Genomic DNA, 21245 nt, shown 5'->3' with positions numbered 1-21245 from the left:
CCCAGGAACGATCATCGCGGACCCGACCTCACCCCCGCAGCGAATTGCGCAGCAGAGTCGAAGATGTCTGGTTCTTTGGCAGCTTCTACGGCCACTCTCCTCTCGAGTGGCCCATACGCGTCCCTGGAGGCGCCGGACCCTGGCAGAGCCATGTCCAGGGGAACCTGCGCGACGAGCCTGGTCCGACGCACCAGCCGAAACGCGAAGCGGGACACCTCAACTGATCCAGGGAGCCGGACGCTCGTATGACACCGCCCGCCCGGCCGACACCGTGCCACCGAGTGTCAGGACGCGTCAGACCGCACCGTCATGACCTCCCTCGTCGCATGCGGTTCTGTATCAGGAGAGCCGTCCCGGCCACCGGGCAAACCTTCGCTGGTGACGAAGTAGAAGACAGGGAGCATTACGAACACCGCGATCGCCAGCAACGGTGCGACGAACACCCCAAGGAGGCCGGCGACGGTGTAGGCGACGGCTCCAGCCCAGGAACGAAGCTGTCCGTGCCGCACGTACGTGTCCTCCACGTCAGGGTCGAGCAACTCGGGTCGGCGGGCGATCTGTTGGTAGAAGACCACCCAGCTCAGGCACATCGCTGCGGCGAGGCCGGCGTAGAGAGCGACGGCCACCCGCGCGTCGGAGCCCGTGGGGTCGGCCTGCAGTGCGTCCGCGACCACCGCGGTGGGGAAGGAAAGCGCCGCCGTGGTGAGCAGTAGAAACAGGTTGGCGGCATGTAGTCCGCGGTCCATGGCCCTGATACGCGCGAAGGCCTGGTGGTGGTTGAGCCAGATCACGGAAACATAGCCGAAGGACGCCAGGTAGCCGAGGTAGGCAGGCCACTGAGCCAGCAAAGCCTGGCCAAGGCCGCCCGGCTTGTGCGGCGGACCAGCGAGATTGAGGGCCAAAAGCGTGACGGCAATGGCGAACACACCATCACTGAAGGCCTCAGCCCGTGTGGTCTCAGAACGAGAGAACTTGTGAGAGTGGCTCCGGGACAAGCTGGCTCCTTAAGTACTTGGCTCATGTCGGATTCGGGCGGTTTTCATCGTCGGCGGCCCCGAGGGCTCGAACCGTCCGGCAGAGCTTGAGCCAACCACATCCGAGCGAGGCCCTCTGGCGGGCATTGCACCGAAGAGGCCCCCCACCCTCGGAGCGGCGCGCGGTTCACCGCCCGCCAGGTTACAGATTTCAAGGCCCGGCAACTGAGATCGCTGCCCGCGACCCGTGCGGTCCGGGAGGCACGACGACCGGGCCGCACGGACGCGGTGCGGGGAGTGTTCCGCGTAGCTGTCCCTACCGCCTGTCAGCTCGTCGCGCGTACCGCTTCGCGGATCAGATCCGCGACCTCCTTGGGACGGGAGACGGCGACGGCGTGCGACGCGCCCTCGATCTCGACGACGGTCGCCCCTGCGCGCTTCGCGGTGAAGCGCTCCACCTCGGGGTTGATGGCCTGGTCCGTGCCGGCCACCAGTGCCCAGGACGGCTTGGCCTTCCATGCGGCGGCGGTGGCTGTCTCTCCGAAGGCCGCGGCGGCGAGCGGCCGCTGAGCCGCCGCGAGGACCTTCGTGACCTCCGCCGGCACATCGGCGGCGAAGACCGACGGAAAGACCTCCTCGGCGATGGTGACCTTGACAGCAGGGGCACCGTCCGCGACCGGATAGGTCCACTGCTTGAGGTTGCTCACCAGCGGCGAGGCGGGGAAGCGGCCCTGAAGTTCACCGAGACTCTCGCCCTCCTCGAGGACATAGGTGGCCACGTAGACCAGCCCGACGACGTTGTCGGCGGTGCCGGCCACGGTGATGAGCGCACCGCCGTAGGAGTGGCCGACCAGTACGACGGGACCATCGATCTGGGAGGCAACGGAGGCAACGTAAGCGGCGTCGGCCGCAAGGCCACGCAACGGGTTCGGCGGGGCCATCACGGCAATGCCGTGATGGCCCCGCAATTCCACGATGACCCCGGACCAGCTGGCCGCGTCGGCGAACGCGCCGTGGACCAGGACGACCGTGGGCACGGAGGTGGTCATGTGCGCGTTGTCTCCTCGGACTCAGACGGCGTACAGGGCGGTGTGCAGGGTGCGGACGGTCAGGGCGATGGCGGCCTCGGCCGCGTGGGTCCCGCGCAGAGCGTTGAGCATGACAAAGTCGTGGATGATGCCCTGGAACCGCACGGCCGTGACCGGCACGCCTGCCTCACGCAGCTTGTTGGCGTACGCCTCGCCCTCGTCGCGCAGCACGTCGGCCTCGCCGGTGATGACCAGCGCCGGGGGCAGGTCCTTCAGCTGCTCCACAGTGGCCCGCAGCGGGGACGCGGTGATCTGGGCGCGCTCGTTCTCATCGGTCGTGTACTGGTCCCAGAACCACTGCATGCCGTCCCGGCGCAGGAAGTAGCCGGTGGCGAACTGGTGGTACGAGCCGGTGTCGAAGTTCGCGTCGGTCACCGGGTAGAACAGCACCTGTTGCACCAGCGCGATGCCGCCGCGCTCCTTGGCCATCAAGGTCAGCGCCGCGGTCATGTTGCCGCCGACGGAGTCCCCGGCCACCGCCAGCCGCGCACCGTCGAGTCCCTTGGACGCGCCCCGCTCCACGACCCACCGCGCGACCGTGAAGCTCTGCTCGATGGCGACGGGGTAGCGGACCTCGGGCGAGAGGTCGTACTCGGGGAAGACCACGGCGGCGTTCGCGCCGACGGCGAGTTCGCGCACCAGACGGTCGTGGGTGTGGGCGTTGCCGAACACCCACCCGGCACCGTGGATGTAGAGGATCACCGGAAGGGTGCCCTCGGCGCCGGCGGGCTTGACGATACGAGTCCGGACACTGCCCGTAGGACCGCCCTCGACGGTGATCCACTCCTCGTCGATCGCCGGCTTCTCGACGTCGCCCGACTGCACCTCGTCGACGGCCTTGCGCCCTTCCGACGGGGCCAGATCGAACAGGTACGGCGGGTTGGCGGTCGCCTCCGCGAACGCGGCTGCCGCGGGCTCCAGCACGGGCTGAACCGGCGCAACGGCATCGGACATGCGAATCTCCTGGAATTGTGTTGGGGACGCCGGTTCTTCCGGCCCGCGGGCCGGGAAGCATGTGCCGAATGCTCCGGTGCCGCCGACTGCCACGCTAAAGCCGGCTGACAGGCACTCGTTGCCCGCGAGCGCACCACCGATGTCCCCACAGTGCACGGAAGTCGTCCGGCCCCGGTCCCTGATCGACGGCACGGGAATCCTGTGCACTGTGCGGAACCATCCAGTGCGCTGAGGGAACAAGCAACGGCGTCCGCCGCGCCTAGCGTGATGGGCGAACACACATGCGTTCCCGCATCCTCCGTCCGCCGACATCCCATACAGCGGACATCTGGAAGCCGTTCCTCGCCGAAGGGGTTGTACTCACGTGTCAACGATGCCGGTCGGCGGACTGGTTCCCCAACCCACCGACGAAGCTGCGGACCTCGTCGTCCGCAACGCGAAGGTCCATACGGGAGACCCGAACCGCCCGCACGCCGAGGCACTCGCCATCAGGAGCGGTGTCATCACCGTCGTCGGCGACGACATGGACGTGGCCCCGCACGTCGGTGCCGTCACCAAGGTGGTGGACGCCCTCGGCCGGCGGGTGGTCCCGGGCCTCAACGACTCCCATTTGCATGTCATTCGCGGCGGCCTCAACTACGTGCTGGAACTGCGCTGGGACGGGGTGCCCACGCTGCGTCAGGGCCTGACGATGCTGCGTGAGCAGGCCGCGCGCACGCCCAAGGGACAGTGGGTGCGGGTGGTGGGAGGCTGGTCGGCCGAGCAGTTCGCCGAGCGGCGGCTGCCGACCGTGGCGGAGCTGAACGCCGCGGCCCCGGACACCCCCGTATTCGTGCTGCACCTGTACCAGTCGGCCGTCCTCAACCGAGCGGCGCTCAAGGCCGCCGGATTCGACAGGAACACCCCCGACCCCAGGGGCGGTCAGATCGTACGCGGCCGGGACGGGGAGCCGACGGGCATGCTGCTGGCCGCACCCAGCGCCCTCATCCTCTACTCGACCCTGGCCAAGGCGCCGGTGCTCCAGGGCGAGGACCAGAAGACCTCGACCCGTCATTTCCTGCGTGAACTGAACAGGTTCGGACTGACTTCTGCCATCGACGCCGCCGGCGGATTCCAGAACTTCCCCGACAACTACAGCACCGTCACCGAACTGGCGAAGACCGGCCAGTTGTCGCTGCGGATCGCCTACCACCTCTTCCCGCAGACGGCCGGCCAGGAGATAGCCGACCTCACCCGCTGGATCGAAATGGCCCGGCCCGAGGACGGGGATGCATGGCTGCGCCTCAATGGCGCGGGAGAGAATCTCACCTGGGCGGCGGCGGATTTCGAGAACTTTGCCCAGCCACGTCCAGAACTCGCCCCCGATTACGAAGCGGAGTTCGAGAAGGCGGTACGTCTCCTCATGGAGAACGGCTGGGGATTCCGGCTGCACGCCACGTATGACGGGACCATCCGCCGGGATCTCGCGGTCTTCGAGAAGCTGGCCGCGGAGGGGCTCTTCCCGGCCGGGAATCGCTGGCTGTTCGATCACGCGGAGACCGTTTCCCCGGACAGCCTCGACCGCGTCGCCGCCCTCGGCGGAGCCATGTCCGTGCAGAACCGCCTGTCCTTCCAGAGCGACGCGTTCCTGAGCCGCTACGGTCCCGGAGCCGCCGCGGACGCTCCGCCGATCCGGGCCATGCTGGACCGCGGGCTGACCGTGGCCGCCGGCACTGACGCCACCCGGGTCTCCACGTATAACCCCTGGGTCGCCCTGCACTGGCTGGTCAGCGGCCGCAGCGTCGGTGACCTGGTGCTCCGCCCGCGGACCAACCGTGTCGACCGGCAGACCGCGCTGACGATGTTCACCCGTGCCGGCGCCGCGCTGACCGGCGAGGAGGACGTCAAGGGCGTTCTGCGCCCGGGGTACTACGGCGACCTGGCTGTCCTGTCCGAGGACTACTTCACGGTGCCTGAGCCGGAAATCCCCCACATCGAGTCGCTGCTCACCGTCACAGGCGGCCGGATCGTCTACGCGGCCGCCGAGTACGAGGGCCTCGACGAGGAACTGCCGCCCATCAGCCCCGCCTGGAGCCCGGTGGCGCACTTCGGCGGCTACCAGGCGTCCCGGCAGGGCCTTTCGGGCGTCCGCCAGGCGGAGTCGCTCGGCGAGGCCGTCGCCGAGTCCGAGCAGCACCGCGCGTGGCGCGTCGCCCGCGGTCTCGTCCCGGCCACCGCAACGCCCTTCGATCCCTGCTTCGCCCTCTAGAACTCCTGGGCGGGGCCGGGCTATGAGCCGGCCCCGCCCGGGCCCCTTCCAGTCCCGTCACAAGACGGTTTCACTCCGGCGCCGACGCCCCATCCGCGCTGCTTCCCATGGAAAGGCACCCTCATGGTCGACATCACCCAGGTCACCGCAGCTCCCAGCCCCGACCTGATCACACCCGACAACTGCGCTGTGCTGTTCGTGGACCACCAGCCGCAGATGTTCTTCGGCACCGGCAGCGGCGACCGGACCGCGATCATCAACGCCACGGTGGGCCTGGCCAAGGCAGCCAAGGTGTTCGATGTCCCCGTCGTCCTGAGCACCGTGGCCGCCGAGTCCTTCTCCGGCCCGATCATGCCGCAGCTGCCGGCCGTCTTCCCCGACTACAAGATCATCGACCGCACCTCGATGAATGCCTGGGAGGACCCCGCGTTCGTCGAGGCGGTCAAGGCGACGGGCCGCAAGAAGCTCGTCATCGCCGGTCTGTGGACCGAGGTCTGCGTCGTGCTGCCCACGCTCTCCGCCCTCGCGCAGGGTTACGAGATATACGTGGTCATCGACGCCTCCGGCGGCGTCAGCCCGCACGCCCACGACCACGCAGTGCAGCGCATGGTCCAGGCCGGCGCGGTCCCGGTCACCTGGATGCAGGTGCTTCTGGAGCTCCAGCGCGACTGGGCCCGCACGGAGACATACGCGGCCGTGACGGACGTGGTGAAGGAGCACGGCGGCGCGTACGGCCTCGGCATCCTCTACGCGCAGGCCGTCATCGGCGCGCACGCGGCGGGCTGATGACGCGCCGGTCGAACAGCGCCAAGGACGGATGTCAGGAATAGGCGGGAAACGATGAACGCTGGATTGCTGGTGCTCCGGGTGGCGGTGGGGCTCCTCATCGCCGGCCATGGAGTGCAGAAGGTGAGCTTCCGGCTGGGAGGCAACGGATTGGCAGGCGGAACCGAGGAGTTCCGCCACGACGGCTTCCGCGGCGGCCGGCTGACCGCGATCGTCGCGGGAGGCAGTCAGATCGGCGCCGGCCTGTTCCTGGCCGCCGGTCTGCTCACGCCGCTGGCGGCGATGGCCGCGATGGGGGTGATGACAGTCGCGGGCACCGTCAAGTGGCCCAAAGGACTGTGGGTAAAGAACGACGGCTACGAGTACCCGTTGGTCCTGGTCATCGTCTCCGCCGCGCTGGCTCTGACCGGACCCGGCCAGTGGTCCGTCGACCACGCCCTCGGCGCCAGCCCCTGGCCGCTGTGGCTGGTCGTCGCGGCGATCCTGGCCGGCCCGGTGAGCGGACTGCTCGCCCGCGTCGTGCTGCGCCGCTCGCCCGCCGCGCCGGAAGCGGCCATACCGAAGGGAACGCCCCATGCGCCAGTTGCTGAGTGACGCCGGCCGCACGCTCGTGCCGCCCCGAGGGGAACGCCACGGCCCGCTGCCTCCCCTGCTGCTGACGCTGACGGTGGTCACGGGCCTGATCGACGCCGTGAGCTTTCTCGGCCTCGGGCACGTCCTCGTCGCCAACATGACCGGCAATGTGATCTTCCTGGCGTTCGCACTGGCGGGCGCCGCGGGCCTCTCCGCGTCCGCCTCCGTCGTCGCGCTGGCCGCGTTCCTCCTGGGCGCCCTCGCCGGGGGCAGGCTCGGCAGCCGGTTCGCGGCGCACCGGGGACGCCTGCTGACGGCGGCCACCGGCGTGCAGGCGGTCCTGGTCGCCGTCACCGTGGCGGTCGCCGCGGCCGGCGGCGGCCGGGTCACCACTGGTGTCCAGTACACGCTGATCGTGCTGCTGGGGCTCGGTATGGGCCTGCAGAACGCGGTCGCCCGGCGCCTCGGTGTGCCAGACCTCACCACGACCGTGCTGACGCTGACTCTGACGGGGCTGGCCGCGGACTCCGCCCCGGCCGGCGGTGCGGCGCCGCGACCCGGCCGCCGGATCCTGTCCGTGCTGGCCATGGTCCTCGGAGCCTTCGTCGGAGCTGTCCTCCTCCTGCACGGTCATCTCGTGCTCATCCTGGGCCTGGCCCTGCTGCTGACCGTGCTCACCTCCGTGATCACGCACCGCCTGTCGGCCGCCGACGCCGCCTGGATCCGGCCGCCGTCCTGAGGGAACGGGACCGACCGGCCGCGGGATGCCGCATGAAGTGCCGGAGGCCTCCTCGTCCAGGGGGCCTCCGGCACGACGACGATGTCACGCGAGGAGTGGCAAGAAGATCCGATGAGCGCCGCACCACCACCGTCACCACCAGTACCCGCAGAATCAGAGTCCCCATGGGCGCCGCTCGCGGCGCGCGTTTTCCGGGCGCTGTGGATCGCCCAGCTGGTCTCCAACATCGGCAGCTGGATGCAGACGGTCGGCGCCCAGTGGCTTCTGGTCGGAGACAGTGCCGCCCTGGTGACGCTCGTTCAGGCCGCCTCCAGTCTTCCCGTCGTGCTGCTGGCCCTGCCCTCCGGGGTCGTCGCCGACCGCTTCGACAGGCGTTCGGTGCTGCTGGCCGCGCAGTTCGTGATGCTCGCGGTGTCCGGTGCGCTGGCCGTGCTGGCGTTCACGGACGCGCTCACGCCGGAAGTGCTGCTCGTCCTCACCTTCCTTCTGGGGTGCGGCACTGCGCTGATGGGCCCGGCCTGGCAGGCAATCCAGCCGGAGTTGGTGGAGCGCCGCCTACTCGGTCAGGCGGCGGCGCTGGGCGCGGTGAACATGAACTCGGCTCGAGCCGTCGGCCCGGCACTCGGCGGGGCGGTGGTCGCGGCGGCGGGCGCAGGATGGGTCTTCGCCTTCAACGCGGCCTCCTACCTGGGCATCGCGGCTGTCCTCATGATGTGGCGGCGCCCGGAGACGGCCTCCCCCGCCGCGGAGCGCGAACCGCTGCTGGCCGCCCTGTCCGCCGGCCGCCGCTATGTGTGGAACGCCCCCGGTGTGCGCCGTGTCCTTCTGCGTACGCTCCTGTTCATCCCCGGCGGCGCCGCCCTGTGGGCACTGCTGCCACTGAGCGCGAGCCGCTCCCTCGGCCTAGGCTCGGGTGGATACGGACTCCTGCTGGCGGCAGTCGGCACGGGGGCGGTGACGGGAGCCTTCGCACGGCCCCGCATCCACCGCGTGCTGGGGGCCAACGGCACCCTCGTCGCCGGCGCGCTGGGGTTCGCCGGTGTACTGGCAGTGCTGGGCACGGTCCGAACACCGTGGCTGGTGACGGTCGCCCTGCTACCCGCGGGTCTCGCCTGGATCGGTGTACTGTCCACGCTCAACGCAGCCGTGCAGACGCGGCTTCCGGGCTGGGTCAGGGCTCGGCGGACTCGACGGCCGTTATCGCGGTCGTCGCCGCCCGTTGTGCCTGGGGCACGGCGTTCAGGCATCGCAGTTCGTCGAAGGCGGCCCGGCTGCCGAGCAGTACGGTACGGAGCGCGGCCCTGGCCTCGGCGGCGGTGGCCAGATGGGCTCGCGCCCGGTGGTGGGCGCGCCGGGCGTAGACCAGGTCGGCCACCCACACGACCAGCTCGGCCGCCCCCAGGAGGGACACCGCCCACAGCAGCAGGATCTCGACCAGGCACGCGGTGATGACGGCCGCCACCAGGGGCGCGCAGATGCCCGCGGGCAGACCCGCGACGGTCTCCACGTCGGTCGTGAGCCGGGCGAGCAACGTCCCGTCGCGTTGTCCGCGCAGCTCACGGGGGGGTGTGAGGCGGGCAGCGCCACGGGCCAGCTGGGCGCGCAGCCTCACGGAGGCGGTCAGCACCGTCCGGTGGCTGACCAGGCGTTCGAGGTAGCGCAGTCCGGTGCGGGCCAGGGCCAGGGTCCGTACGGCGCTGGAGGGGTACATCCAGGACCAGACGGTGTTGGCCTGGAGGGTGACCACGGCGCAGGTTGTCAGGAACCACCCGGACACGCCGAGGAGTGCAGCACCGCCGAGTTCGCCCGCGGTGGCCAGCAGCATGCCATGCAGCAGGGCGCGGCGCCCAGCTGCCGCGCGAAGCAGGCGCCAGGCGCCGGTACGGTTCATCGGGCTCTCCCGTGGTCCAGCGTGATGACCTGGTCCGCCAGCGGCAGCAGTGCAGGACTGTGGGTGGCGAGCAGGACCGTACGGTCGTGGGCGAGCATCCGTAGCGCTGACAAGACCCGCTGCTCCGCTTCCGGGTCGAGGTGGGCGGTGGGTTCGTCCAGACACAGCAGGGGTGCATCCCGCAGCAACGCCCGGACGAGAGCCAGTTGCTGGGACTGGCCGGAGGACAGACCGATGCCGCGTTCGCCGAGTGGGGTGTCCAGTCTCTGAGGCAGCGCGGTCAGGAGGTCTTCGAAGCCGAGGGCGGCGACGACACCGAGCAGGTCGTGGTCGCTCGCGGTGGGCCAGGCCAGGAGAAGGTTCTCGCGCAGGGTGCCGGGCAGCAGATGGTCCGGCTGGCCCACCCAGCAGACCCGGCTGGGATCCGCGCCGCGGGAACGGCCCGTCCGTCCAGCACATGGAGCGCGTGTCCGTCGTGCGGGACGGACAGACCCGCCGCGACGGCCAGCAGGCTGGACTTGCCCGCCCCGCTCGGCCCGGTGACGACGAGGCACCCGGCCGGTGCGAGCTGCACACTGACGCCGTCCAGGGCAGGTGCCTCCCGTCCCGGTGCCGGACCGTGACGGCTTCCAGGCGCGCCCCGGCAGGCGCCGCGCCACGCCGCCCCGACCGGTTCGGCGGGGGGTAGCGCGTTCTCGCCGGATGTGTCCAAGACCACGGCCAGCAGTTCAGCGGCGGCGGCCTGGGCGCGGGCGTGGTAGCTGGCGGCCGGGTCCCGGGCTGGGGCAAAGTAGGCGGGCACCAGGACGAGGACGAACAGCGCGGCGGACAGGCTCATGCGGTCCGGGACGACGGGCAGGTGCAGGTAGTCGAGCAGGACCAGGCCGCAGTAGTTCGCCACCACGGCGAGGGTGCCGGTGATGAGCAGTTCGACCCACGCGGTCGACAGGAACGCGATGCGCAGCACCTTCTCGGTCCGTCGGGCGACTTCCCCGTCGTCCCGCTCCAGGGCGCGGGCCGCCTCGTCATGCGCGCCGAGCCCGGCCAGGGTGGGCAGTCCGCGCAGATGGTCCAGCAGCCTGGCCTGATGGCCGCGGATCGCGGACAGCTGGGCGCGGACGGCGGTCTGTGTGCCCAGGCCGATGACCTTCAGGTTGGCCGGTAGCAGCGGGGTAGCGGCCAACACGAGCAGGGCGACGAACCAGCTGCGGCAGGTGATGGCGGCCAGCACGAGACCACTGCCGAGCAGCATGGTGGGCCGGGCGGGCAGGTAGCCGGTGAGCCAGTCGGTCAGCTGGTCGACCTCGCCGTCGACGGCCCGGGCGGCGCCGCGTCGCCCAGGGTGGTGGGGGCCGGGCCGCGGGCGGGCAGCGCCGTCTCGATGATCCGGCGGCGCAGGGCCTCGCGTACGGCACGGGCGCCGCGCGCGGCCGCCGCGTCGCCTGCGGCCAGCAGTCCGGCTCGCAGGGCCACTCCGGCCGCTGTCAGGAGGGCGGGAGGCACCACGGCCGCCGCGGGCAGGTCGCCGTGCAGTGCCGATAGGCCTCTTTGCGCGGCCTAGTGTGCTGCGCCGCAAATCACGCGGGTAAGTTGCTACCCTTTTCGCGTGTTGCATCCGGGGCCTCCTGCAGTGTCGATCACGTTGTCCGAGGACGAGCGTGCCGAGTTGGTGCGTCGCGCCGGGGCGCGGGACCGGAGAGCTGCCGAGCGGGCCCGGATCATTCTGGCGTGCGCCGACGGGATGTCGAATGCTGCCGTGGGGCGGCTCGTTGACGTTCAGGCCAAGACGGTGGGCAAGTGGCGCCGGAAGTTCGCGGCCGAGGGGTTGGCCGGGCTGCAGGACGCGGGCCGGATCGGCAGGCCGAAGGCGGAGCTGGTCCTGAGCGAGGACGAGCGGAACCAACTGGTGCGCTGGGCGAGGCGGGCGAAGACCGCGCAGTACCTCGCACTGCGAGCGAAGATCGTGCTGCGGTGCGCGGAGGGCGGGACGAACCGGCAGGCCGCCGCCGATCTCGGGGTCGACGAGTCGACCGTGGAGCGTTGGCGGGCCCGGTTCATCGCCAAGCGCCTGGACGGACTGCACGACGAGCCCAGGCCCGGCCGGCCCCCGTCGATCCTGCTCGACCAGGTCGAAGACGTCATCGTCGCGACGCTGGAGTTCAGCCCGGGCCAGGACACCCACTGGTCGCGGGCCTCGATGGCCGCGCGCACGGGACTGTCGAAATCGACCATCGGGCGGATCTGGAAGAGGTTCGACCTCAAGCCGCACCTGCAGGACTCCTTCAAGCTCTCCACCGACCCGCAGTTCGTCGACAAGGTCGTGGACGTGGTCGGGCTCTACCACAACCCGCCCGAACGGGCGGTGGTCCTCTGTGTCGATGAGAAGAGCCAGATCCAGGCGCTGGACCGCTCGCAGCCGGTGCTGCCGATGATGCCGGGCATGCCCGAACGCCGCACCCACGACTACCTGCGGCACGGCATCACCAGCCTGTTCGCCGCGTTCAACATCGCCGACGGCACCGTCATCGGCCAGCTCCACCGCCGCCACCGCGCCATCGAGTTCAAGAAGTTCCTGGTCACGATAGACAAGGCCGTACCGCGTGAACTCGATGTGCACCTGGTGTGCGACAACTACGCCACCCACAACACCGCCGAGATCAGAACCTGGTTGAGCCGGCATCCGCGCTTCCACGTCCACTTCACCCCGACCGGCTCCTCCTGGATCAACCAGGTCGAGCGCTGGTTCGGTCTGCTGACCGACAAGCTCATCCGCCGCGGCGTGCACACCTCCGTCAAAGCCCTCGAGGACGACATCAAGGCGTGGATCGACACCTGGAACGAGAACCCGCGACCCTTCACCTGGGTCAAAACCGCCGACGAGATCCTGAAATCTCTCGCCGACTACCTCACCAAAATCACCCCGCCAAACAGGTAGCAACTTACCCGCGTGATTTGCGGCGCAGCACACTAGCTAGACGTGGAAACGGGGGACGCGTTGTCCAGGAGCGCACGCGGAGGTGCCCATGAGCGCACCGTAGGCGTCGTCGGGCTTTGGTGTTCGCTCTCGGACCGACAGCCGTGCGCTCAGGGACACGGGGCAGCCGCTGCACAGCCCTAATCTCGGTGCTCGGCACGTCGTTGGAGGCCGTACGGAGGGAGAGGTGTGCGCGTGCACGAGCAGGTGGACGTGGTCGTCGTCGGCCTGGGACCCGGAGGTGAGTACGCCGCGGGCACGCTGGCCGAGGCCGGCTTGGACGTGGTCGGTGTCGAGGCGGAACTCGTAGGGGGTGAGTGCCCGTACTGGGGATGCGTGCCCAGCAAGATGATGATCCGGGCAGGGAACCTGCTCGCCGAAGTCCGCCGTGTCCCGGCTCTCGCCGGAGACACGGACGTCACCCCGGACTGGGGGCGTGTAGCCGGTCGCATCCGCGAAGAAGCCACTGACGATTGGAACGATCAGGTGGCGGCCGACCGCCTCGGGGCCAAGGGGGGCCGACTGGTCCGTGGAAGGGGGCGCCTCGCTGGGCCGCGGCGGGTCACCGTCGAAGGGCGCACGTGGGAGGCCCGTCGCGGTGTCGTGCTGGCCACGGGCAGCCGGCCCCGAATCCCGCCCGTACCCGGCCTGGCCGCGACGCCGTACTGGACCAATCGGGACGCCATGGCGACCAAGGACCTGCCGACGTCGATGCTCGTACTGGGCGGGGGTGCCATCGGCGTGGAGGTCGCGCAGGTCTTCGCCCGCTTCACCTGCCGAGTCACCCTGATCGAGGGGCAGGACCGGCTGCTCGCCCAGGAGGAACCGGAAGCCGGGGAACTTGCCGCGCAGGCCCTGCGGGCGGACGGCGTGACCGTACTCACCGGCGTTCGCGCCCGGCAGGTCAGCTATGACGGCGCCGAGTTCAGTGTCCTTGTGGAAGGGCGGGCGGACCCCTTGCGCGCCGAGCGGCTACTCGTCGCCACTGGGCGCCACGCCGAGTTCGCCGACCTGGGCGTCGAGACGGTGGGGCTCGATCCCGCGGCGGGGATTGTGCCCACGGACGGCCGGATGCGGGCGGCGGAGGGACTGTGGGCGGTCGGTGACATCACCGGCCACGGCGCCTTCACCCATGTGTCGATGTACCAGGCCCATATTGCCGTCCGTGACATCCTCGACCGGCCCGGCCTCGACGCCGACTACCGTGCGCTGCCCCGCGTCACCTTCACCGATCCTGAGGTTGCGGCCGTGGGACTCACCGAGCGACAGGCCCGCAACCGGGGCTTGCGGGTACGGACAGCGGTGGTGCCCAACGCCTCCTCGACCCGCGGCTGGATCCACGGGCCGGGCGGGGAGGGGTTCATCAAGCTGGTCGAGGACGCAGACCGGGGCGTCCTGGTCGGCGCGACCTCCGCAGGGCCGGCCGGGGGCGAGCTCCTGTACGGGCTGATCGTCGCCGTCCACGCGGAGGTGCCGGTCGAGCAGCTCCGGAACATGATCTACACCTATCCGACGTTCCACCGGGCCGTGGAGCAGGCCCTGGCGGCACTGCGCTGATCCGTTCGGCCCGGTCCTGACACGTGCTGCGTCGAAAGACAGGCAGGCCGGCGTGTCGCTCGCCGTGGATCCCGGCTTCGAGCACGGCCTCATGGCCGGCCAGGGGGAGATACGCCTGGCCGACAGCCTGTTGGATCCCGTGTAGTTGGGGTACGCCCAACCGGGTACCGACGCGCTGACACTGACGAACGAGTCGGACGACATCGCACGGACGGTCCTGCTCGGCGGAACCTCGTTCGAGGACGAAATCGCCCCCTGGTGGAATTTCATCGGGCGCAGCCACGAAGATATTGCCAAGGCCCGGGACGATTGGCAAAACTCCTCCGATCGCTTCGGCGCCGATGTAGCCCTCGAGACCGTCTTCCCACACCTGCCCTGCCCAATGGGAGTATCAAGCCGCGCGGGAATCCACCGGGTCACTGAGAGACTCTGTCGAGGATCTTGAGAATCCCCGGCGGATGGGCGTGATCAACCGGCATGCTCGACTCGGTTTCGAAGGTAAACGACCGACGTCGAGGTGTCTGGTGTCCGTCCGCCCCCGCTCCGGTGTGCAGATTCCCGCTCTGACCGCGCAGGTCGCCCGTGCGAGCAACCTCCGCGGAACGACAGCGATGTGGGTGCGCGACCGGCTGGACGGATCATGGCGGGACGAGGACTTCGAAGCCTGGTACCCGCGCGACGGACGCCCCGGGTTATCGCCCGCCCAGCTCGCCACCGTCTGTGTGCTGCAGTTCCTGCTGAACCTGTCAGGCCGTCAGGCGGCGGAAGCGGTGCGCTGCCGCATCGACTTCACATACGCCCTCGCGCTGGAGCTGGACGATCCCGGCTTTCACCACAGCGTGCTGGGCGACTTCCGCGACCGACTCGCGAAGGACGACCGCGCCGATCAGCTCCTCGACCTCGCCCTGGAGCGACTCAAGGCCGCCGGCCTGGTCAAAGCGAGGGGACGGCAGCGCACCGACTCCACCCACATCCTCGCCGCCGCACGCGAGCTGACTCGCCTGGAGCTGGTCCTCGATGCGGTCCGTGCCGCCGTGGAGGAACTCGCCCGCACCGCTCCAGAGCTCCTGGACGGGCTGGTCACCGCCGAGTGGGGCGAACGCTACGGTCGCCCGGTCCGTATGCGCAGCCAGCCCAGCCAGCCCAGCCAGCCCAGCCAGCCCAGCCACCCGGTCACCCGCCTCACCCAGGCCGGCACCGACGCGGCCGACCTGCTCACCCGGGTCCAGCAGCACCGGCCCGGCCGCGCTCTGGGGCCGCAGTTGGAGGCTCTGCGCCAGATCATGGTGCAGCAGTTCGTCGTCGATGCCCGCGGCCGACTGCGGCCATGCCGCGAGAAGGACGGACAGCCACCGGCCGGACTGCAGGTCTGCAGCCCCTACGACCTCCAGGCACGCTTCGTGCTGCGCGGTAACACCCGCTGGACCGGCTACCTCGCACAGGCGCCTACAACGTAAAAGGTAACTTCGAGTTCCAGATCGTCGTGGGCGTGACCGCCGAGCTGCGCACCCGCTCACGGCGGGTCGCAGACGGCCGACCTGCCCGGCGCTATGGTCGCAGGGCGGGTGGTGGCCTCGACGGTGTCCCACCGGCATCGGGCCGGGTGCGGTGAGTCCGCCACCGGCTGGGGGCACCGATGGACCGCCCACAGGTCACGGTCGAGTTCGCCTTCGACCGGCTGGGCGCGGTGGAGCTCGCCGCCGCCTACCAGATCCTGGTCCCCGTGCGGGGACGCGCTATTCGTCCAGGCCAACGAGGTGATGGCCATGATTCCTGCAGCGCTGTACGCCCGCGTGTCCTCGGCCCGGCAGAAACAGCACGAGACGATCGACAGCCAGGTCACCTGCCTGCGCGAGCACGCGCGCAAACAGGGGTGGGAGGTGCCCGAGGAGTGGGTGTTCACCGACGACGGATGGTCGGGCTCGACCCTGGTGCGTCCGGCCCTGGAGCGGCTGCGGGACCTGAGCGCCCAGCGGCTGGTTGACCGGGTGCTGTGCTACGCCCCGGACCGGCTGGCCCGCTCCTACGTTCACCAGGCGCTCCTGGTCGAGGAGTTCACCGCGAACGGCACCGAGGTGGTCTTCATCCGCAACCCCGAGGCCACCACCCCGGAGCAGGCCCTGCTGGTGCAGGTCCAGGGAGTGATCGCCGAGTACGAACGGGCCCAGATCGCCGAGCGCACCCGCCGCGGCAAGCTGCACCGGGCCCGCTCCGGGCAGGCCAGCGTGCTGGGCCGGGCCCCGTACGGCTACCGGTACCTGTCCAAGGCGGAGCACGGAGCGGCCGCCTACGCGGTCGACCAGGCCGAGGCCGGCGTGGTGGCGCGGATCTTCCACCGGTACGCGGCCGGGGGGATCTCCATGCGGGCCCTGGCCCGGGAGCTGTCGGCCGCGGGGATCCCCTCGCCGCAGGGCAGGCCCGAATGGGACGCGGGCACGCTGGGCCGGATGCTGCGCAACCCCGCCTACGCGGGCCGGGCCTGCTTCGGCAAGACGCAGACCGCCCCCGCTCCGCCGCGCCCCAACCGCACCTCGCGGCGGGCCGGACGCGCCGTGCCGGCGCAGGCCGGGGTGACCGCCCGGCCACGGCAGGAGTGGATCGAGATCCCGGTCCCCGCGCTGGTCAGCGAGGAGGTCTTCGCCCTGGTGGAGCGGCGGCTGGCGGAGAACGCGAAGTTCTCCCCACGCCACACCAAGGAGCCCGCGCTCCTGCAGGGACTGCTGGTGTGCGACCTGTGCGGGTACGCCTACACCCGGACCTCGCAGGGACCCGGCCCGAAGAAGTACCACTACTACCGCTGCTCGGGCACCAACGGCTGGGAACTGCCCCAAGGCCGACGCGTCTGCCCCAGCCGCCCGCTGCGCGCCGACGAGCTGGACCAACTGGTCTGGGAGCACGTGGTCGCCCTGCTCGCCGACCCGGCGCTGGTGCGCACGGAGCTGGAGCGCCGGCTGGAGCGGATGCGCGACGCCGACCCGGTCCGAGCCCACCAGGAGCGACTGCACCGACAGGTCGCCACCGTCGACGCGGCCATCAACCGCCTGATCGGTGCCTACCAGGAGGACCTGATCACACGGGACGAGCTGCGCGAGCGGATGCCCGCGCTGCGCGCGCAGCGACAGAACCTGCACGGCCAACTGGAGTCCCTGGCCGCCCAGCTCGTCGACCAGCAGGCCTACCTCAGGCTCGCCGACAACCTGGAGGGGTTCCTGGCCCGGCTGCGCGAGAACGCCCGGACCGCGTCGGTCCTCGAACGTCAGCGCGTCCTGCGCGCGGTGGTCAAGGAAGTCCGCATCGGCGCCGACAGGATCACCATCCGGCACTCGATCCCGTCCACCAGTTCCGACCCCACCCCGGGTTACCTATTGCGATGCGGTCGTCCACGTCACCGAAACCTGCGACGACCACAGCGCGAACGTGATCACCGGTGTGGCCACCCTGGTCTCCAGCGGCGACAGCCGGGCCCCGCCCGGCTCAAGCGGCGCCGACTGCTGCCCGCCGAGCACCTGGTCGACGGCGGCTACACCTCCGCCACCGGGTTCGACGCGGCCGCCCGCTCCCACAAGATCACTCTCATCGGGCCGTTGCCCGCCAACAACTCCCGGCAACGTGAGACGGGCGACGGCTTCGCCCGCGGGAACTTCATCATCGACTTCGACCGTCACGAGGTCACCTGCCCCAACGGCAAGGTCAGCGGCAACTGGAACGAGCTTCCGGCCATGGCCCCTTATACGGTGGTCCGGTTCGACAAGCGGCAGTGCGGTCCGTGTCCCGAGCGGTCCTCGTGCACCCGCGGTGCGGCCCGGACGGTGAACTTCCTGCCCCGGCACCTGCACGAGCTCCAGGCCCGCAACCGCACCGACCAGCAGGACCTGCGGTGGAAGCGGACGTATGCCTCCCGTTCCGGTGTCGAGGGCACGGTGAACGAACTCGTCAGCGGCCACCGAGCCCGCCGCTGCCGCTATCACGGCACGGCCAAGACGCATGTGCAGCACGTCTTGACCGCGATCGCCATCAACATCGAACGTCTCAGCGAACAAGAACCCGAGGACTCCACCTACCGCCCGCGACAGCCCACAGCCTTCCAGCAGTACCTCGACGCCTGCGGGCTACCCCGCCCCCTGTGGTGGCGCCAAGGCAAATGACCTTGGAACCTCAAGATCCCCGACAGAGTCTCTCAGTATCCCGGGTCTTTCCTTCTCTCGGTGCTCACCGCGCCACTGCACCGGCGACATCCCGTATGTTTCTCGGAATGTCCGGCTGAAGTGGGAGGGGTTGGTGAAGCCCCAGCGTGCGGCCACCGCCCCGATCGATCTGTGGGTCGCGCCGTCCTGGGAGAGTTCCTCGCGTGCCGCCTCGAGCCGCCGCGCCCGTACCCAGGTGTTGACGGTGGTGCCCTGCATCTGGAAGAGCCGGTGCAGGTAGCGCAGGGAGATGCCGTGCTGGTCGGCGATGCCCTGGGGGGTGAGTCCGGGGTCTTGCAGCCGGGCTTGGACGGATGCCGTGATCCGCTCCCACAGCGCCGGCGCGGGCCGCCTGCTGACCGCTTCCATGGCCAGGGTGGCCAGGATATCCACGGCGATTCGGGCGAGTTCGTCGCGTCGGGTCGCATGGGCACTGATGACCTCGTCGACAAGTCCGCACAGCAGCGGCAGCAACAGGGCCGCCGCGCCCTCACCGGCTTCGTCCACCACGGTGGCCGTCAGTGCGGACAGCTGCCCTTCCTCCAGCCGGAGCAGGGCCCGGGGCATCATGAGGATCCGGGCCCGCTGCCGCTGCGGCAGCACGATCCGGTACGGGCGCCTCGCGTCATGGAACGCCAAGCGGCCGGGCCGGAGTTCGACGGTGCGGCCGTCCTGGAACAGCAATGCGCTGCCGTCCAGTTGCAGACGCACGAGGATGTGGGTGCTGTGGTCGGCGGCCACCAACCGGGCGCTACGCAGAATCGTCCCCGGGCCGAACTCCTCGGTGGCGATCTGAAGAGCGCCCAGGCGCTCGGCGGTCAGCTCGCCCGTCCACGGGCGGCCGCGCTCCACGGCGACCTCAAGGCCCACGAAGACCTGTGACAGCGTACGCTCCCAGGCCGCGACGCGATCGTCGGGAGCCAGGCCCCGGGTGGAAAAGGACACCCCCTGGCCGGGAGTAGTCAGCAAACCGGTCAGCACGGCATTTCTCCCGCCGCGCGGACCGCACGCTCTCGGTCGAGCCAATCCGTGGGAGACAGGCCGTAGGACCTGCGGAAGGCCCTGCTGAACCGGGCGGGACTGGTGAAACCCCAGCGTCGCGCAACCTGGCCCAGGCTGACAGATTTCGGTGGCCGTACCGCGAGTTCCCTGCGGCACTCGTGCAGGCGCAGCTCGCGGACCCATTGGCCCACGCTGGTGCCCTCGGCCTTGAAGAGCCGGTGCAGATAACGGACGGAGATGCTGTGGGCATCGGCGATGGCCTGGGGGGTCAGGCCGGAGTCCGACAGGTGCCAGCGGATGAAGGTCTTGATCCGCAGCAGCAGGACCCGGTCGGCACCCGGCAGTACAGCAGGATCTTTTCCCAACTGGTCCGCCGCCGTGGCCGCCATCAGGTCGATGACGCCCTCGGCGAGTCGCTCCGCCACCGGCGTCGCGTATGCCTCTGAGGTCTCCGCCAGCCGTTCCAGCAACGGGGTGAGCAGGGCGGGCAGACCGCCGCTCGGGCGCACGGCCCGCGCGGTGAGCTGCCGCAGATCGGCCTCCGACCGCCCGAGCAGGGCCCGCGGCACCGCGAAGATCTTCAACTGGAAGCGCTCGGGAAAGGTGGTGCGGAAGGGCCGGATGGTCTCGAAGAACCCGATATCACCGGCTCGCAGCACCGTGGTCCGACCGTCCTGTTCGACTCTGGCCCGGCCGGTGCTCTGGAGCGCCACGAAGACGTCCCGACCGTCGCCGCGGGCTATGAAGCGCGGCGACCGGTGGGCCCGGCCCGGGTCGCATTCCACCGTGGTGATCTGCAGGCCCCCCAGGTGGTCGGTGCGCATGGCGGCGTCATAGGTGCGGCCGTCGGTGGCGATTTCCATCCCCACGAGGGTCGCGAGCACGGCGTCGTGCCAGAAATCCAGGCTCTCGCACGGTGGAACCGAGCGGGTGCTCAGCACCTGGGTTCGTAGCTTCGTTTCCTTGCTCATGGGGTCCCTCTCCTGGTGTTTTTATCCGCATGCTCAGAGCGCTCAGACGGACGCCGTCGACATCGATGCCGGAATACGGCCGTACGCGTCCGCGCGGGCGCCCCTGAGGCCGAATCGGCCAACCACCACGCTGAATCGGCTGATACCGCGTCACGAGCGGGCTCGGCCTCCGTATCGGGACGGTCGCGGCCTCGGGAACAGCCCGCCCAATCAAATAGATGACGTGTCACCCACATTACATCGACACTTGATGTGTCAACTAGACGCATCACGCCCCACGCTCCCCAATCCCACTGATGCAGAAGGCGGTTGACCGCCCGCACCACGTCAAGGGACCCGACCATTCGAGCCGCAACCACGCCGAGCGACTCAGGCGTCGGGGTGTACTTCGTTCTGGCCCTGGGGCTGTTCGAACATCTGGGAGCCGGGCCGGTCTGGCAGAAGCTGGTGGCAGGGCGCTGTCACGTTGTTGAGTGTGTGAGTGCCTGATGGTGTGTCGGGTGTGCTGGGGCCGGGTTCCGGCTTCGTGCTCAGGCCGTGGCAGGCAGGCCGGCGACGCCGGTGACCTGGTCCCAGATGGTGAAGCGGACGGTCATCTCGGCGCGGTAGTGGGTGGCGGTCATCAGGTGGCGGCGGGGCCGGAAGTGCGGTGGGATGCCGCTGAACGCGGCCAGGAACCGCTGGGCCCCGCCGACGGAGCGGAAGCCCTTCATCGCACGTTCGCGCTGCCGGGTGGGCTGGTGGCTGTTCTCGGCCCGGTTGTTCAGGCCTTGGTGGGAGCGGTGCTCGACGGAGGGCATGACCTCGCGGTGGGCCGCGCCGCAGGAGTGGAGCCTGTCGGTGACGATCACTCGTGGCACCGAACACGTCGTTTTCAGCAGCCTGCGGAAGAAGCGCCGGGCCGCAACGGTGTCCCGGCGGGACTGTACGAGGATGTCCAGCACCATCCCGTCCTGGTCGACGGCCCGCCACAGGTACTTCAACTCGCCATTGATTTTGATGAAGACCTCGTCCAGGTGCCATGTGTCGCCGGGCCGGGGCTGCCGGCGGTGCAGCGCGCCGGCATAGGCCTGCCCGAACTTGGCGCACCAGCGGCGGACCGTCTCATACGAGACGACGACACCGCGCTCGAGCATGAGCTCCCCGGCTTCGCGGAACGACAGCGGGAAGCGGTGGTACAGCCACACGCAGTGGGCGATGATCTCGACCGGGTACCGGTGCCCCTTGTACGACGGCGGCGCGCTGTCCACGAACGACCCCTCCCGACATGACCAACCAGAAGTTCATTCCACCCGGTTGGTCAA

The 21245-nt window shown here is 70.0% G+C and carries 20 protein-coding genes and 1 pseudogene; 10 read left to right on the top strand and 11 right to left on the bottom strand.

Annotation, left to right across the window (positions count from 1 at the left end; all coding sequences use genetic code 11):
- Positions 1 to 284: 284 nt before the first annotated feature.
- The 3 genes from ACFP2V_RS10805 to ACFP2V_RS10795 form a co-directional block, all read right to left on the bottom strand.
- Positions 285 to 995, bottom strand: coding sequence for a TMEM175 family protein (locus ACFP2V_RS10805; RefSeq protein WP_381209125.1), 711 nt, complete (start codon positions 993 to 995; stop codon positions 285 to 287).
- Between the two features lie 305 nt (positions 996 to 1300).
- The gene (locus ACFP2V_RS10800; protein WP_381209123.1) at positions 1301 to 2023 is read right to left on the bottom strand and encodes an alpha/beta fold hydrolase; all 723 of its coding nucleotides are present in this window, start codon (positions 2021 to 2023) and stop codon (positions 1301 to 1303) included.
- A 21-nt stretch (positions 2024 to 2044) separates the two neighbouring features.
- The gene (locus ACFP2V_RS10795; RefSeq protein ID WP_381209120.1) at positions 2045 to 3016 is read right to left on the bottom strand and encodes an alpha/beta hydrolase; all 972 of its coding nucleotides are present in this window, start codon (positions 3014 to 3016) and stop codon (positions 2045 to 2047) included.
- A 373-nt stretch (positions 3017 to 3389) separates the two neighbouring features.
- On the opposite strand from ACFP2V_RS10795, the gene ACFP2V_RS10790 reads away from it, so the two are divergent.
- From ACFP2V_RS10790 to ACFP2V_RS10770, 5 genes and pseudogenes are all read left to right on the top strand, one after another.
- Entirely contained in the window at positions 3390 to 5264 is a 1875-nt protein-coding gene (locus tag ACFP2V_RS10790; RefSeq protein WP_381209130.1) for an amidohydrolase, read from the top strand.
- 123 nt (positions 5265 to 5387) lie between these two features.
- Positions 5388 to 6050: a hydrolase gene (locus tag ACFP2V_RS10785; protein ID WP_381209117.1), complete on the top strand. Its 663-nt coding sequence runs from the start codon at positions 5388 to 5390 to the stop codon at positions 6048 to 6050.
- 54 nt (positions 6051 to 6104) lie between these two features.
- On the top strand, positions 6105 to 6644 hold the full coding sequence (locus tag ACFP2V_RS10780; protein WP_381209114.1) for a DoxX family protein: 540 nt from the start codon (positions 6105 to 6107) through the stop codon (positions 6642 to 6644).
- Complete coding sequence (locus tag ACFP2V_RS10775) at positions 6625 to 7362, top strand: DUF1275 family protein (protein ID WP_381209111.1); 738 nt, start codon at positions 6625 to 6627, stop codon at positions 7360 to 7362. The genes ACFP2V_RS10780 and ACFP2V_RS10775 overlap by 20 nt, the downstream gene beginning before the upstream one ends.
- Before the next feature lie 81 nt (positions 7363 to 7443).
- A pseudogene (locus tag ACFP2V_RS10770) lies at positions 7444 to 8484 on the top strand (MFS transporter); the annotation flags it as partial.
- A gap of 49 nt (positions 8485 to 8533) precedes the next feature.
- Here ACFP2V_RS10770 and ACFP2V_RS10765 read toward each other — a convergent pair.
- From ACFP2V_RS10765 to ACFP2V_RS10750, 4 genes are read right to left on the bottom strand one after another with little or no spacing between them, the layout of a single operon-like run.
- Positions 8534 to 9253 carry an ABC transporter domain-containing protein gene (locus tag ACFP2V_RS10765; RefSeq protein WP_381209109.1) on the bottom strand — a complete coding sequence of 240 codons (720 nt, stop codon included), beginning with the start codon at positions 9251 to 9253 and terminating at the stop codon, positions 8534 to 8536.
- Positions 9250 to 9624, bottom strand: a complete 375-nt coding sequence (locus tag ACFP2V_RS10760) for an AAA family ATPase (protein ID WP_381209127.1) — start codon at positions 9622 to 9624, stop codon at positions 9250 to 9252. Before ACFP2V_RS10760 ends, ACFP2V_RS10765 begins: the two co-directional genes overlap by 4 nt.
- The gene (locus ACFP2V_RS10755; RefSeq protein WP_381209106.1) at positions 9534 to 10505 is read right to left on the bottom strand and encodes an ATP-binding cassette domain-containing protein; all 972 of its coding nucleotides are present in this window, start codon (positions 10503 to 10505) and stop codon (positions 9534 to 9536) included. The genes ACFP2V_RS10760 and ACFP2V_RS10755 overlap by 91 nt, the downstream gene beginning before the upstream one ends.
- A gap of 38 nt (positions 10506 to 10543) precedes the next feature.
- A complete protein-coding gene (locus ACFP2V_RS10750) occupies positions 10544 to 10726 on the bottom strand; it encodes a hypothetical protein (RefSeq protein WP_381209103.1) in 183 nt (60 codons plus the stop codon).
- Positions 10727 to 10883: 157 nt separating this feature from the next.
- On the opposite strand from ACFP2V_RS10750, the gene ACFP2V_RS10745 reads away from it, so the two are divergent.
- From ACFP2V_RS10745 to ACFP2V_RS10730, 4 genes are all read left to right on the top strand, one after another.
- On the top strand, positions 10884 to 12188 hold the full coding sequence (locus ACFP2V_RS10745; RefSeq protein ID WP_381209101.1) for an IS630 family transposase: 1305 nt from the start codon (positions 10884 to 10886) through the stop codon (positions 12186 to 12188).
- A 234-nt stretch (positions 12189 to 12422) separates the two neighbouring features.
- The gene (locus ACFP2V_RS10740; protein ID WP_381209098.1) at positions 12423 to 13784 is read left to right on the top strand and encodes a dihydrolipoyl dehydrogenase family protein; all 1362 of its coding nucleotides are present in this window, start codon (positions 12423 to 12425) and stop codon (positions 13782 to 13784) included.
- 145 nt (positions 13785 to 13929) lie between these two features.
- The gene (locus ACFP2V_RS10735) at positions 13930 to 14229 is read left to right on the top strand and encodes a pirin-like C-terminal cupin domain-containing protein (RefSeq protein ID WP_381209095.1); all 300 of its coding nucleotides are present in this window, start codon (positions 13930 to 13932) and stop codon (positions 14227 to 14229) included.
- 79 nt (positions 14230 to 14308) lie between these two features.
- Positions 14309 to 15241 (top strand): transposase, encoded by a 933-nt coding sequence (locus ACFP2V_RS10730; protein WP_381209092.1) that lies wholly within the window; start codon positions 14309 to 14311, stop codon positions 15239 to 15241.
- 56 nt (positions 15242 to 15297) lie between these two features.
- Here ACFP2V_RS10730 and ACFP2V_RS10725 read toward each other — a convergent pair whose 3' ends face one another.
- Positions 15298 to 15552: a hypothetical protein gene (locus ACFP2V_RS10725; protein WP_381209089.1), complete on the bottom strand. Its 255-nt coding sequence runs from the start codon at positions 15550 to 15552 to the stop codon at positions 15298 to 15300.
- On the opposite strand from ACFP2V_RS10725, the gene ACFP2V_RS10720 reads away from it, so the two are divergent.
- The gene (locus ACFP2V_RS10720) at positions 15551 to 17929 is read left to right on the top strand and encodes a recombinase family protein (RefSeq protein ID WP_381209086.1); all 2379 of its coding nucleotides are present in this window, start codon (positions 15551 to 15553) and stop codon (positions 17927 to 17929) included. The two genes, ACFP2V_RS10725 and ACFP2V_RS10720, sit on opposite strands and share 2 nt — an antisense overlap.
- Here the strand turns inward: ACFP2V_RS10720 and ACFP2V_RS10715 are convergent.
- The 3 genes from ACFP2V_RS10715 to ACFP2V_RS10705 all read right to left on the bottom strand — a co-directional run bounded on the left by ACFP2V_RS10715 (position 17894) and on the right by ACFP2V_RS10705 (position 21191).
- Complete coding sequence (locus ACFP2V_RS10715) at positions 17894 to 18949, bottom strand: helix-turn-helix domain-containing protein (protein ID WP_381209083.1); 1056 nt, start codon at positions 18947 to 18949, stop codon at positions 17894 to 17896. The genes ACFP2V_RS10720 and ACFP2V_RS10715 overlap by 36 nt on opposite strands.
- Positions 18943 to 19941 (bottom strand): helix-turn-helix domain-containing protein, encoded by a 999-nt coding sequence (locus tag ACFP2V_RS10710; RefSeq protein ID WP_381209080.1) that lies wholly within the window; start codon positions 19939 to 19941, stop codon positions 18943 to 18945. The genes ACFP2V_RS10715 and ACFP2V_RS10710 overlap by 7 nt, the downstream gene beginning before the upstream one ends.
- Positions 19942 to 20471: 530 nt before the next feature.
- Positions 20472 to 21191, bottom strand: coding sequence for an IS6 family transposase (locus tag ACFP2V_RS10705; protein ID WP_381209077.1), 720 nt, complete (start codon positions 21189 to 21191; stop codon positions 20472 to 20474).
- Positions 21192 to 21245 lie beyond the last annotated feature (54 nt).

The organism is Streptomyces incanus (genome assembly GCF_042656345.1).
Lineage (GTDB): Bacteria > Actinomycetota > Actinomycetes > Streptomycetales > Streptomycetaceae > Streptomyces > Streptomyces incanus.
Note: the sequence above shows the minus strand (reverse complement) of the source record. Positions and strands in the feature narration are given on the sequence as shown.